Genomic DNA, 14,046 nt, shown 5'->3' with positions numbered 1-14,046 from the left:
GCGACTATGGTGGGCAGTTTTCAAATCGACTCCTGAAGGGTCCGTTGCCTGGGCGGAACAGCCGTTCAAAAGTCTGTCCACTTGCACTCGCGAACGGCAGCAGTTGGCCGGGTGCAGTCCCATGCAATCCACATACACCGCCTGAAACTCGCAAGCCCGGCGACCGGCAGCAAGCGACGGCGGACTCAACCGGTGGATGCAATAGTTTGCTGGAATCGTTCGGCGGGCGTCTCGTAGTCCAGTGTCTTTCTCGGACGCTCGTTCAATCGTCTTGCCACGGCATTGAGTCTGGCCTGCGAATACCCTGACAGGTCGGTGCCTTTGGGGAAGTACTGCCTCAATAGCCCGTTTGCATTTTCGTTCGATCCGCGCTGCCATGGATGCTGGGGATCGCAGAAGTAGACCTGAATATCAGTGGCTACGGTAAAGCGTTTGTGCCCGGCCATTTCTGTTCCCCCGATCCCATGTCAGCGTTTTATAGAGCTCCTGCGGCAACTTGCAGGCATGCCTGATGAGTGCATTGATGACTGTCTCGCTGTCCTTGCTGGCTATCTTGACCAGCATGACATAGCGTGTCTGGCGTTCGACGAGTGTCGCAATCTGACTGTTGCCGCTACCGCACAGCAGATCACCTTCCCAGTGTCCGGGTACCGCGCGGTCTTCAACGCTAGCTGGGCGTTCGCTGATCGATACCGTGTCGCGAATCCTGCCGTGATCCTCCGTCTTCAGCGTGTGATGGCGCGAACGGCGCATGGCCCGGGTGCGCCGCAAGTGTTCCAGCAGTTCCTTCTTCAAGGCGCCACGGGCCTGGATGAAGAGACTGCGATAGATGGTCTCGTGGGACACGTGGTAGTCCTCGTTGTCTGGGTACGCACGCCTGAGCCATCCGGCAATCTGCCGCGGTGACCACTCCAGCTGGAGCTTGGCCGCCACGATGTGCGCCAGCGTTCGGTGCTCGACCAGTTTACAGGCTTTGGGACGACACGCCCGGTCCAGGCAAGCTGGTCGGCGTGGCTTGCCCGGTAGCCGTCCGGTCCGCTGTTACGTTTGATCTCACGGCAGATAGTGGAAGGCGCCCGTGAGAGTCGCATTGCGATCGACTGGATCGAATCGCCCACAGCGAGTGCCCGTGAAATCTCTTCGCGCTCAGCCAGCGTGAGCGCCAGGGGCGGGCGGTGTCGCTGGGCCGGCCGGATGCCGCCGGTTTCAGCCAGAATCCGTTGCACAGACGAGTGGTTCCGATCAAAGAGCTGGGCGATCTTCTGGAGAGATTCCCCTTTCTGCCAGCGTTTCCCACATCAGCGCCTTCTGCGTCTCACTGTAATAAATCCGGCGTCGCTGTTTCATCTGCAACACTCCCACTGCTTGCGCAGTCTTCAGTGTGTTGCATCCACCGGTTGAGTCCGCCACCCTTCTCGGACCTTCGAGGTGAATCGCCGCCTATGTCCGCACGAAGATGCGGTGCACTCATTGGCGTGGCCCCCATCAGCGTTCCTGAAACGACGCCGTTGATAGGTCACTCATCGCTCCCAATGATGATGAATTCAGGCGGCACGCATTTGGGAACGAGAACCTCGTAATCGAAGAACGCTTTCCAGCGAGCTGGGCCGTGGATCTGAGACGAAGAATCTGACCTGAACTCGGGCCTTTCGAAGATCTCCCAATCCATCTTCCAATACGCCTGTGTGGCATCGAAGATATTTGACCGAGTTGACCGACCCAGCGACACCTTGACGCCTTCCCAGCAAACAATTTGCGGATCGACATACACCATCAGAGGTTCCCTCAGACGGTCAAGTTCACCATCTTTCGGCATCAGACCGTTCTCGTGGAACCCGAGGAAGACATAGTCTTGAAGATCCCGTTGCGCATCGAGCGCTCGGGTCAGGGCATTGCCGCCCGGCCGCACTGGATAAACTCCGCGCTCATCCGCTTCACGGCGCGACAGAAGTCCATGTTTCTTAATGGAATCGACGTGCGCCCAGTCGGTCAAATGATACAGCGCTCCCCCCATATCGGATTTGATTGCCTCGAATAGCCTGTAGTCGCCCCATTCTTCCCGTGGCTTTGCCATGATTTTCTTCGTGGTTTTGCATATGGCAATTATGTCGCCGATCGGGCTCCTCGCCTACACGATGCCGCTGGGAGAATGTTCTTCTTGCGTCGCTAGCCAATGATCGAGTCGACCAACTCAAGTCGCCCCCATGGAGCCCGTTGGGCGGGCGTAACGCTAACGGCTGCTTGCGTGTGCACCGGTCATTCTCCGACTTGGCTCGACACGAATTCTTTTGACTTTGCCGCTGTTCGCCCGCGACTGGACAGAGACTGGCAGAAGTCACGCTACGGTGGTCGCCGGTGGTCGCCGCTGGACCGCCAGTGGACCGCCAGTGCGGTATAGACGTGAACGCGGTCGGCGCGCCCGAGGAACACCGCGACGTTGCCGGAACGGCGCCACGCAGGAGTGTCTAAGTAAATCGAAGTGGTCCATGTTCCTTGCTCGCAACTAGATATACTCTCGCACGGAAACTTACTCACTGAGCAACCCTGCTGAAAATGCCAACCATTCAAACCGTACACCTTCCAAAGCCGACGGACTGGGATGAGTTCGAGAAGATCTGCCTGATGGCGTGCGAAAACCGCTGGTCTCCTACGAATCTAACTCGGCACGGCCGGCCCGGGCAAGCCCAGCAGGGAGTAGACGTCTACGGCAACGATAACCTTGGTCGATTGGCGGGCATCCAATGCAAAAACACGGTCGGAGGAGTCTCGACTAAAACCATTGATACTGAGATCGCCAACGCTGAAAAATTTTCCCCTACGCTCGATTCGCTTTACATCGCGACGACAGCGGATACTGACGCAACGATCCAGCAGTACGTGCGAGCAAAGTCAGCGGAGCGCCAAAAGACTAACAAGTTCCCGATAGATCTTTTGTTCTGGGGCGACATCGCTCGCGACCTTGGCCGAAATCAGGCGACGCTTCAGAATCTCTACCCGCAGTTCTATCCCACTGTCGTAACTGCGGCTGCCACGCCTCGCGACCGTGATATCAAAGAACTCACGCGACTACTGAACGTTGTTGACCTGGTGGAAGTTGAACGATACTTCGATTACGCCCCTAAGTACGTTGCAATGGCATTTCTTGAGCATCAACATAATATCGACGATGTCGTGACTAGCCCAATATTCCATTTGAATGATGCCAATCTCAGCAGCGTCCTTAACACTTGGATCGACGCGTTGAGAAACTTAGCCGCCATGATCAGAAGAGCGCCATATGATGAAGCTCTTCATGGAATGTCCATCCGTTTTCCCATGCCGATGGACTTTGTACAGCCGCAAGATGTGGCCGCCTACGCCGAGTTGGAACGGGAAATGCCGGCATTTCTGGCAATGCACTCGAATTTCTGCAAGTTTTTGAGGCAGGTTTATCCCGAGGTGGACTTGATTGCGACAAGCAGTGCCGCGCGGAGTCTGTATACACCTCGTCCCCTATTCGGATAGGCGAAGAAAACTGCTGTGGTAGTCGCGAGACCGCACATCGAGCGGCCTTCACGGCCAATGCGCATTGCATGCTCTCGACGATCGAATGAGCGCTTGCCGGGTCGAGCAGTCATTTTGAATGACTGAACGGCGCGTCGAACGAGTGTCCCGACTTGGCCGATCACGGCCCGATGCTGGACGGGTGAATGAGCCGTCGTCGCTCGGCGTGTGTTGTCCGGCGCAGTTCGACCTCAAGCGGCCAGTCAGGGCGCTCCAAACCAGCCGGTCGATCGTTACTGCAACCACCGTTCCGCGCTGATGCGATATGCGGCGCCCATCGCGCGAACCCGACCGGAGATTGTGCCGCTTTCGCGAAGACTGGCCACGAGAATGGAGCGTCCTTGCGTGGTCCCATCGACGAAACAAAAATTACGACGTACCTCAGCATCTGCGCCGTCCTGCTCCGGGAGTTGCGAGTCCAACGCAATATGCACCGCGCGCAGTTCGCAGACTTCTTCGCCAAGCCCGCCAGTGCCTGGGAGAACATCGAATCGGGGAAAACAAAGCTTGAGTTCGACACCCTCTTGCGCGTATGCCGCGGCGTGTTTGTGCCACCCGGACAGGTTTTGCAGGCTGCTGACGGATGTGAGAGCTAGGGCTCACTTTTGTGCGAGCGCGCAGACATACACCTCGGCTAGCGAGCGGCCCCAAATCTTTTCCGGATGTCGCTGGCCGGTTGTTCCAGCACGTGGCAATAGAACCGAGGTGATTGATGTCGCAGACCGGTTGACCTTCTTTGGGCGAGATGTATCGTGGGAACTCGCCATCGGTGTATGCAATGTCGTCCCCACCCCAGTTCGCATGAAGCCCGATTCGAGCCCAGTACACGTTAACGACATACTTGTCGATGGCGAAGATGACGGCGATCAATCATCGCACACACGACCCCCCACCGTCCCCATGACGATTTCGCCAACGGAAACGCAACGAGTGCAATAGCCGTGACCGCGAGTCCTGCAATGCCGAAAGGCACTAAAGCAGTTACGAACTTTGCTGCTGCCCCAATAGTATCCGAGTCGAGAGCCGTCCAGAGTCTTTGCTTACTGTCGCGTCAGCACACACGACCAGACGACCGAGAATCAGCGCCGCGAAATTGAGGCTGCTGGCTTCGCCCTCGATAAACGCCGCATCGTGGAGGAATCCGTCAGCGGATCCGTAGCGGCTTCGCAACGTCCGGGCTTCATCAAGCTACTCGACAGACTCGAAGCGGGCGACGTGCTGATCGTGACAAAGCTCGACCGCCTTGGGCGCAACGCGATGGACGTACGGGAGACCGTGGAGCGACTGGCGCAGATCGGCGTACGCGTGCATTGCCTTGCGTTGGGTGGCGCAGACCTGACCAGCCCTGCAGGCAAGATGACGATGGGCGTCCTCAACGCTGTAGCGGAGTTCGAACGCGACCTGCTGATCGAAAGGACGCAAAGCGGATTGGCTCGCGTGAAGGCAGAAGGTAAGGTATTGGGCCGCAAGCCCGCACTTACGCCAGCCCAACAGGCTGAGGCCCGCGGGCGCCTCGCACAAGGTGTATCGGTGTCGCAACTCGCTCGCGACTACAAGACAACGCGGCAGACCATCATGCGAGTGCGGGATAGGGCTTAGCCGTGCAAAGAGGACTAGCTCAATCCCGCTTGAAGAACACGCTTGTTAATGTTACGCCGGTGAGACTCGTCGGTGCGCCGACCGAAATACCCATGTATCTTTAGTAGGCGGGGCGGTAAAATCCGACGAATTTCCATTGTGCCAAGGAAGAATAAATGGCCTTGCAAGGCAAGAAGAAGAAGGTGACTGAATCGGCGCAGCCAGGCGAAACTATCGCCGATTACCGGTTCGGAGCGAAGCGAACCAATGTCCCTCCCGCAGGCTTGGCGGCACAGGGAAAACTCAAGCCCCAAGCGCGCATTCGGTACGCATACGATCCGCATCGAACGCCCGTACTGCGATTCGATAGCGACGGTACCGCCGACAAATTGCCCGAGTTGGTTGCCACGGCGCGCAAGCGAGCGTTGACAGACGAGGAAGCAGGGCAGCTTGCTGAGGCGCTGCGTACCTACCAGCCTTGGCTTGAATGGGCGGGCAAGCGAGAGAAACGTGCTTTCGAGGTGGAGCCGGTCGCGCTTCATATCCACGAGCGCATCGCTACCCAAGCTATCGTTAAAGTTGCCGCTCGCCAAGACGTGCAGCGCGAACTGTTCGCTGACCCGAAGCTCAGTTATCGAGAGGCGGTCCAGTTCTATCAGCACGACGTGGACTGGGCGAACCGCATGATCCTCGGTGACAGTCTTCAGGGCATGGCTTCGCTCGCCCGTCGCGAGAACCTCGCCGGAAGGGTACAAATGATTTACATGGACCCGCCCTACGGCATCAAGTTTGCGTCTAACTTCCAGTCCGAGGTGGGTAAGCGCGATGTGAAGGACAAGGAATCCGATCTCACCCGCGAACCTGAGATGGTGAAGGCCTACCGAGACACTTGGACTCTTGGCGTGCACTCGTACCTAGCCTACTTGCGCGACCGGCTCATGGTCGCGAAGGAATTGCTGACTGATAGCGGCAGCATTTTCGTACAGATCTCGGATGAGAACTTACATCGAGTGAGGGCAATATTGGAGGAGGTTTTTGGTGCAGAAAACCTCTGTGCAGTGATCAGTTTCCGCAAGACGACCGGCCAATCGGGCGATCTCCTGAGTGACACAAATGACTACCTTCTCTGGGCGGCGAAAAATCGCGAAACTGTGAAATTTCGCCCAGTGTATCTGCCACGTGAGGGATTTGAGTGGGTCAATTACGATTACCAAGTCAATGCCGATGGGGCTACGCAGAAGCTGAAAGAGGAGGAGAAATCGGGCGAGGTACCGCTCGCTTCCGGAAGTAAGGTCTACAGGCGATCACCTCTTACCTCTGCCTCGGGCAGCAAGACGACACAGATGCCGGTTGGCTTTGCAGGACGCGATTTCGTTCCAGGTAAAGGCGGTTGGAAGACGGGGGCGGCCGGATTCCCCCGCCTGATAGGGGCCGAGCGCATCGAGTTTTACGGGACGACTCTCTCCTACCGGCGCTTCACGGACGACTTCCCGTATTTCCCCATTTCGAACGCGTGGACCGATACGGCCAGTGGAGGGTACGGCGCCGACAAAATCTATGTCGTCCAAACAAATCCCAAGGTAATTGCACGTTGCGTCCTGATGACCACCGATCCCGGTGACTTAGTGTTGGATCCTACGTGCGGTTCCGGCACTACGGCCTACGTTGCCGAACAGTGGGGCCGGCGGTGGATCACGATGGACACCTCTCGCGTGGCGCTCGCCCTCGCACGTCAGCGTTTGATGACAGCAAGGTTTGACTACTTCGAGCTGCGCCCGCTGAACGATGACGATCGACGGCGTAACCCCGATGGGCAGTGGCTCAAGAATGGCAACAGCGAACCCAAGACCCTCGATTGTGAAACGGTGCCGCATATCACGTTGAAATCGATTGTCCAGAACACGGTACTCGATGCCCTCTTCGCTCGGCACCAGTCGGTGCTGGACAAAAAGCTCAAGGCGCTAAATACGGCTGTCGCAAAGGTTGGCACTAGTACCCGGCAAAAGCTGGCCACCAAACTCGCCGCCAAGCAAAAGGCCGAGGGCAAAAAGGCGATTTCGGAGGCTGACCGCCGACGCTGGCTGCTGCCGCCGACCAACCGCGATGCCAAGGTGAAGCTCACGGTGGATGCCAGCTTTGCCGGCTGGTACGAGTGGGAAGTGCCCTTCGACGTGGACCCTGACTGGCCGAAGGACTTGCAGGCGGTTTTGACCGACTACCGCGCCGCGTGGCGGGCGAAAATGGACGAGGTGAGCGCTGCCATTGCCGCTAACGCCGAAAATGAAGAACTCGTCGACAAGCCGAAGGTAAAGCGGAACGTGGTGCGCGTTTCCGGTCCCTTTACGATGGAGGCCGTCATGCCCGCCGAGCAGGGTCTCATGGATGACTCGCCCATCGACGGACACGAAGGCGATCTGGACAGCTTCGACGTGGCGGAAGCGCCACAGAATACTGAGGCCTTTCTCGACAAGATGCTGCGCCTGCTCGCCGCGGACGGCGTGCGTTTCCCCAACAACAAGGTTGCGAAGTTCGCGCGTCTGTCGCCCTGCAACGAGGAGTTCCTGCACGCTGATGGCGAATGGCATGATGGCGAGGGCCACAGCCAGACGGTGGCCGTGTCGGTGGGGCCGGAGTTCGGGCCTGTGACGGCATATCAGGTAGAGAACGCCCTGTTCTACGCCGCCAAACGCGGTTACGAGAATCTGGTGTTCGCCGGTTTGTCCTTCGATGCGGCGGCGCAGGCGACGATCCAGGACGACCCCAACCCGCGTGTGCGTTGCCACCTCGCCCACATCCGACCAGATGTGAACATGGGTAGCCTGCTGAAGGATGCCCCGAATGCACAGCTCTTTACGGTATTCGGCAGCCCTCGTGTGCAGCTAGGTAAGAATGCGGACGGTATGTTCACCGTGACCCTCGAAGGCGTGGACATATACAACCCGGTAGAGAATACCCTCAACGCGACCAACGTGGACAAGGTCGCGGCGTGGTTCGTGGACTCAGACTTCGATGGACGAACGTTCTGCATCACTCAGGCGTTCTTCCCGGACAAAAACGCTTGGGAAAAGCTGGCCAAGGCGTTGAAGCTCGTGGCGGACGAGTCAGCGTTCGAGGCGCTGTCTGGCACGGTGTCACTGCCTTTCGCTGCCGGCACGCATATGCGAGTAGCGGTAAAGGTTATCGACCCGCGCGGAAACGAAGTCATGCGGGTAATGCGGTTGAACGATATGGCGGGGGGCTACTAATTCCATGGCGCGCAAACACACGAATGCCCCGGGTCCTGTGGAGAAGGAAATCCCCATCCAGCCAGTCGCCAAGCCGATCCTGTGCAATCCCTTTGAGGAACCCACCCGGCATTGGGTATATGACACTCGGACCGGCGAAGCTCGTGAAGAAAATGGGCGGCGCCCGGCTTCCTACTGGTTCAAGGCCCAGCGTACTGGTTCGGCGCAGATGTCGCTTCTCGCGGAGGAAGAACGGGACGATCTGCCGTTGGTAAATTTGCTGCGCGAGGATGTGCGGCGCTGGCGCGAGACGAATTACCAGAACGCGACTCCAGTGACGCGGCAGTTGCTGGCGCACTGGTCCAGATCGGACCGGGCGCGGCGCCTTTTCTTTTGCCAGCGTGAGGCCGTCGAGACGGTCATCTACCTGAACGAGATACTCGCTTCTGGCACGGCGGGCTTCAGGGCCAAAGCAATGCTCTCACTGGAGGATTATCGGACTCTAACGGCGGGCGGCCAGCCCTCCTTCGTGTTCGAGAGGGAGCCCAAGGTCTTCCCGACCCTAGTGGACATACCAAATGAAAATGGTCTTTCCGCGCTGATTCGTTACGGCTGCAAGATGGCCACTGGCAGTGGCAAAACTGTCGTCATGTCGATGCTGATCGCATGGGCCTTCTGCAACCGCGGTCGCAATCCCGGAGATGACCGTTTCCCCAAGGCGGCGCTTGTGGTATGCCCAAACCTCACGATCTTCGAGCGCCTGCAGGTGCTGCGAACGGACATTGAGGACAACTACTACCGAAACTTCGACATTGTTCCTTTCCAACTGATTCCCGAACTGCAGAAGGGTAAGGTGCTAATCACCAACTGGCACAAGTTTGCGCCGGAAAGCCCGCACGCCGAAGGCGGTAAGAGCTACGTTGTAGTGGACAAGGGCGAGGAGAGCCCGGACGCGTTTGCTCGCCGCGTACTCGGGGATCTGTACGACGGTGCGCCAGTTATGGTGCTCAACGACGAAGCTCATCACGCATACCGCCCGAAGCCGGTCGATGATGGCGAAAAGCTTTCAGCCGAGGAGAAGTCTGAACGCGAGGAGGCGACAGTCTGGGTATCGGGACTGGATCGGATTAACACCGCGTGCGGAGTCAAGTTTGTAGTGGACCTCTCGGCCACGCCGTTCTACCTAGCCGGTAGCGGCTACATCGAGGGTGCACCTTTCCCTTGGCTCGTCTCGGATTTCGGGCTGGTGGATGCCATCGAATCCGGCATCGTGAAGATTCCCCGGTTGCCGGTTTCCGATACCACGGGTCGACCAGAGCCGAAGTTTTTTCGCCTGTGGCAATCCATTGTTTCAAACCTTCAACCTGGCGAGAAGCTACCTGGCGGCAAACCAAAGCCCGAGGTGGTGTGGCGCGAAGCGCAGGACGCGCTGACCACGCTTGCCAGCCAGTGGAAGGAGCGCGCGAGCTACCTGCAGGAAGCCAAGCCCGGCCAAGAGCAGGTCCCGCCGGTGATGATCATTGTCGCCGATAACACCAACATCGCTGAGCTGTTCTACAAGAACATCTCTGGCGAAGAATCGGTGGAGGTCGTCGATGAAGGGGACGAGGAGGACGACGAAGAAGATGCGGCCTCCAAGAAGAGAAAGAAGGCGAAGTCTAGGACAGTGTTCGGCACGGGCCAACTGTTCCCCGAGCTGTTCTCGAACCGCGAAGGTTTCCGACCCACGTTACGCATCGACTCCAAGCTCCTCGCGGAAGCCGAATCCGACGATGCCAAGGCCTCGCGCAAGGAAGCGGCCGTGGCGTTGCGCCACATCATCGACACGGTAGGCAAACCGGGCAAGCCTGGCGAACAGGTGCGCTGCGTGGTATCGGTGCAGATGCTGACTGAAGGGTGGGATGCTAACAACGTCACCCATATTCTGGGCCTGCGCGCCTTCGGCAGCCAGTTACTTTGCGAGCAGGTGGTTGGCCGCGGTCTGCGCCGTATGGATTACACGATCGACCCAGAGACAGGTCTGTTCACTGAAGAGTACGTTGATATTTATGGCGTGCCCTTTTCTGTCATCCCATTCCGCGGACGGTCGACTACGTCGAAGGCGCCGGAGGACAAGCCGAAGAACCATGTGCGGTCCGAGGACGCGCGCAAGCACTACGAAATCCGCTTCCCCATTGTGGAAGGCTACGCGTTCGCGCTACGCAAGAATGCGGTGCGGGCGAAAGTCAATGCCATCGAGAAGCTGGTGCTAGCGCCGGACGCGACCCCGACCGCAGTATTTGTGAAACCTCAGGTCGGCTACCAAGTCGGCAATCCGTCAGTATCCGGGGGGTTCAGCACCGCGGCGCAGGATCGCGAGGCGTACTATGCCAGCACCCATCTGCAAACCATCAAGTTCGAGATCGCTCGGCTCGTTGTCGGCGCGCTGACACAGGGCATTGAGGGGGCAACACCGAAGCTGCGCCTGCAAGGTCGTCATCAGCTGTTCCCGCAGGTCTTTCGAATCGTCGACGAATATGTCACAAAGAAGGTGGACTTTCGCGGCTGCGATCCCCGTGAGCTCGGGCTCGAAACCTACGTGCGGCGGATCGTAGAGCGGCTGGTGGCAGCGATCGAGCCCGATACCGACGATGGCGAACCACCGCTGATGCCGCGCCTGAACCGCTACAAGCCTATCGGCACAACCGGCGAGGTGAATTTTAAGACTACACGTCCCTGCGTGCCGGCAATTCGGAGCCACATTAACCAGGTGGTAGCAGACACCAACTCATGGGAGCAGGCAGCGGTCTTCAGACTGGAGCAGGCAAAGAACATTGTCGCCTTCTACGCGCGCAACGACCACCTCGAACTATCGATTCCCTATGAGTACCTCGGCATCGCCCATTCATATTTCCCTGATTTCATCGTGCGGCTGATCAACGGGACAACGCTGTTGCTGGAAATTAAGGGTGAAGAGCGAGAGAAGGATCGCGCCAAGCATCAGGCGGCACGGCGCTGGGTGAGTGCTGTCAACCATTGGGGCCAGTTGGGGCATTGGTCTTTCCTCGTTTGTCGGGACCCGCAACAGCTAGGGGCGAAGATAAAGGAAGTGCTCGACGGTTGTTCGCTCGTGCCAGCTTCCTAATGACTTGACGACGCCGACCATTAATAATGCAGACTCTTCTGTTTGCGAGCGAATACAAACCTTCTAACGACAACCCACTCCGAAGCGATGACGGAAGCCACGACAATCGAGATAGTCTGGACCGGTCGTGGGAAAGGCCCCTCGACGCCTAACGCGGCGGAATCCTTAAGGTTTGTGTGCGGGATGCCGATAGACAGTGAATAGCCACCGACCGCACCTTTGCGCGATCCTCAAAAACTCTTTGCTAAATAAAAGCCATGGAAGCAGCGCCGGTTCACATCATTCAGTACTTTGACGGCTCGAAACAAGGAATTATCCCTCTTTTCCAGCGCCCTTATTCTTGGGAAACGAAGGACTGGAACATCCTGTGGGATGACCTGATGGCGCAATACGAGGAGGGCGACCGGTCGTCCCATTTTATGGGAGCTATCGTGACGGTACCGGTAAAGTCGGTACCCGTGGGCGTCACCAAGCATCTTGTGATCGATGGACAGCAGCGGTTGACCACGTTGTCTATTCTGCTCGCCGCGATCCGTACGGTGGCCACGACTACGGATGATCAAGCAACCGCGGGAATCATTGGGGATTTGCTGCTTAACCGTCATTATCAAGCACCGGACGACTTGAAGCTGGTGCCGACGCAGGCGGACCGAATTGCCTATAACGCGCTAATTCACCAAAAGGACTTATCGACCCACGAGGAGTCACGGGTCGTACAGGCATACCGCTATTTTGTGAAGCAATTAAAGGGAGTTGATCTCGAGGAGCAACCCATAGTGCCTTCTCAGGTCCTTCAGACCGTTCAGCAATCGCTCCAAGCCGTGATGATTAATTTGGGCGAAGCGGACGACCCCTATTTGATTTTCGAAAGCCTTAACCATAAGGGCAAGCCATTGAACCAGGCCGATCTGGTCAGGAACTATGCCTTGATGCGATTTCAGCACTCGACTTCAGTTGGTGGAGAGCAGGAGGTGGCCTATGAGGACTTATGGCGACCAATGGAGACGAGCTTAAACTCTTCAATGACTGAGTTTCTCCGGCATTTTGGCATGCGTCATGGACGCAACGTCCGAAAGGGTGATATATACACTGCGTCTAAGGCAGAGTTTGAGAAACTCAAGGACGTGGGGGACGTGCGGAAGAAGCTCGGAGAAATGAAATTAGCGGCGCTCGCTTATGAGAAATTCCTCAAACCGATTGAGGAAAAAAATGAACGGATCGCGAAGAGGCTGATGGGAATTCAGGAGCTCGATTCAACCGTTTTCTACCCGCTGTTGGTTCGTCTATATCGAGGATTGGAGCAGGAGACGTTGACGACGGATGAACTCATCCATTGTCTGGACATGTTGGAATCGTACTACGTCCGCCGTCTGATCTGCGGTGTTCCAACCAACGGGCTGAACAAGATTACTCTAGAGCTCTGCCTGAATCTCCCCGATAGCAACCTAAATCTCTGGTTGCGCGATAAATTGGCCCAGGGTTCACGTGGAAGCCGTTGGCCAACCGATCAAGAATTCTCCGAAGCCCTTTTGGTCCAGCGAATCTATCCACGCCGCAGGATCGCTCGCTACATGCTCGTCGCTCTTGAAGAGTCCCACGAACATAAAGAACCCGTTGATACAAGCACAGCAACGATCGAGCATATTATGCCCCAGACCTTGTCAGCCGAATGGAAACGGGAGCTTGGTCCAGATCACGAGACCATCCACGAAAAATGGTTAGACACGATCGGTAATTTGACGCTGACTGGATACAACTCGGAGCTTGCAAACAGCCCGTTTGAAGAAAAAAAGGCTATGCTTCAAAACACCCACTTCGAGTTGAGTCGCGCGCTTCTTTCGGAAGCAAAATGGGGCGAGCTCGAGATTGAAGTCCGCGGAAAGAACTTGGCCGAGCGCGCCGTGCTACGCTGGAATCGCGAGTGAGGGTGCAAGTGCTTACGGCTGCAAGAAGGCGTGGGTGCCAGTATCCATGAGATTTGCCCCTGATCGAGGTAACACTGCGGCAGCAGTGGTTGTTAGCGGGGGCAACTTTGGGGGCAACGTTCGACGAATGAAATAAGAAAGTCATAGTGCGCGGGCATTTGCTCGGGCAGTTCGATAGTCCTCCTCACGATTTCTTCAAACGCAAAAACCGGCTCATAGCCGGTTTTTGCGTTTCTAGCCAGGTAAGCCAACGTCACCAAGGCGAGCTCATCTACCCCAAAGCCCCCAGCGCCTCCTCAACAAACACAGCGCCTCCGCCACGAGCCCCTTCACTCAAAACTTATCCCACCCGCACCCGCACCCGCACCCGCACCCGCACCCGCACCCGCACCCGCAACTGCGGCAGCCGCACCAACAGCCACCGGCGCGGCAACCTTCGCCTTCACCACCCGTCGACCCGGAGCCGGCACTCCCGCAACGTCCCGCTGCGGCACCTCCCCACGCGCGGCCAAACCTTCCACCCCCATCCCGCCACCACCCAAAACCCGAAAAAACGCCACCGCCTCATTCAACTGCTGCCCATGTGATCTGGTCCCCGAAAAACGGACGCCATAAGGTTGATAATCATCCTTGTGGAGAAAGCGATGAAATC

The 14,046-nt window shown here is 57.5% G+C and carries 6 protein-coding genes and 3 pseudogenes; 6 read left to right on the top strand and 3 right to left on the bottom strand.

From position 1 onward, the window contains the following. Positions 1-185: 185 nt before the first annotated feature. Together P0D89_RS01455 and P0D89_RS01450 are read right to left on the bottom strand one after the other, a co-directional pair. Positions 186-1,347: pseudogene (locus P0D89_RS01455) on the bottom strand (IS30 family transposase). Between the two features lie 169 nt (positions 1,348-1,516). Continuing rightward, the gene (locus P0D89_RS01450; protein ID WP_408376048.1) at positions 1,517-2,074 is read right to left on the bottom strand and encodes a DarT ssDNA thymidine ADP-ribosyltransferase family protein; all 558 of its coding nucleotides are present in this window, start codon (positions 2,072-2,074) and stop codon (positions 1,517-1,519) included. Positions 2,075-2,553: 479 nt separating this feature from the next. Here P0D89_RS01450 and P0D89_RS01445 point away from each other — a divergent pair, with 479 nt between their 5' ends. The 6 genes and pseudogenes from P0D89_RS01445 (at position 2,554) to P0D89_RS01420 (ending at position 13,394) form a co-directional block, all read left to right on the top strand. Beyond that, positions 2,554-3,504 carry a hypothetical protein gene (locus tag P0D89_RS01445; RefSeq protein ID WP_408376047.1) on the top strand — a complete coding sequence of 317 codons (951 nt, stop codon included), beginning with the start codon at positions 2,554-2,556 and terminating at the stop codon, positions 3,502-3,504. A 380-nt stretch (positions 3,505-3,884) separates the two neighbouring features. Further along, entirely contained in the window at positions 3,885-4,139 is a 255-nt protein-coding gene (locus P0D89_RS01440) for a helix-turn-helix domain-containing protein (protein ID WP_408376046.1), read from the top strand. Positions 4,140-4,569: 430 nt separating this feature from the next. Next, positions 4,570-5,142: pseudogene (locus tag P0D89_RS01435) on the top strand (recombinase family protein); the annotation flags it as partial. Positions 5,143-5,297: 155 nt separating this feature from the next. Further along, positions 5,298-8,366 (top strand): site-specific DNA-methyltransferase, encoded by a 3,069-nt coding sequence (locus tag P0D89_RS01430; protein ID WP_408376045.1) that lies wholly within the window; start codon positions 5,298-5,300, stop codon positions 8,364-8,366. Positions 8,367-8,403: 37 nt separating this feature from the next. Further along, complete coding sequence (locus tag P0D89_RS01425; RefSeq protein WP_408376044.1) at positions 8,404-11,469, top strand: BPTD_3080 family restriction endonuclease; 3,066 nt, start codon at positions 8,404-8,406, stop codon at positions 11,467-11,469. A 257-nt stretch (positions 11,470-11,726) separates the two neighbouring features. Further along, the gene (locus tag P0D89_RS01420) at positions 11,727-13,394 is read left to right on the top strand and encodes a DUF262 domain-containing protein (RefSeq protein WP_408376043.1); all 1,668 of its coding nucleotides are present in this window, start codon (positions 11,727-11,729) and stop codon (positions 13,392-13,394) included. A 329-nt stretch (positions 13,395-13,723) separates the two neighbouring features. On the opposite strand, the pseudogene P0D89_RS01415 reads toward P0D89_RS01420, so the two are convergent. Then, positions 13,724-14,046, bottom strand: a pseudogene (locus P0D89_RS01415) (hypothetical protein); the annotation flags it as partial.

The sequence above is a fragment of the Paraburkholderia sp. RL18-085-BIA-A genome (assembly GCF_046027075.1).
GTDB lineage: Bacteria > Pseudomonadota > Gammaproteobacteria > Burkholderiales > Burkholderiaceae > Paraburkholderia.
The sequence above is the reverse complement of the archived record's forward strand: the minus strand, read 5'-3'. Positions and strand labels throughout refer to the sequence as shown.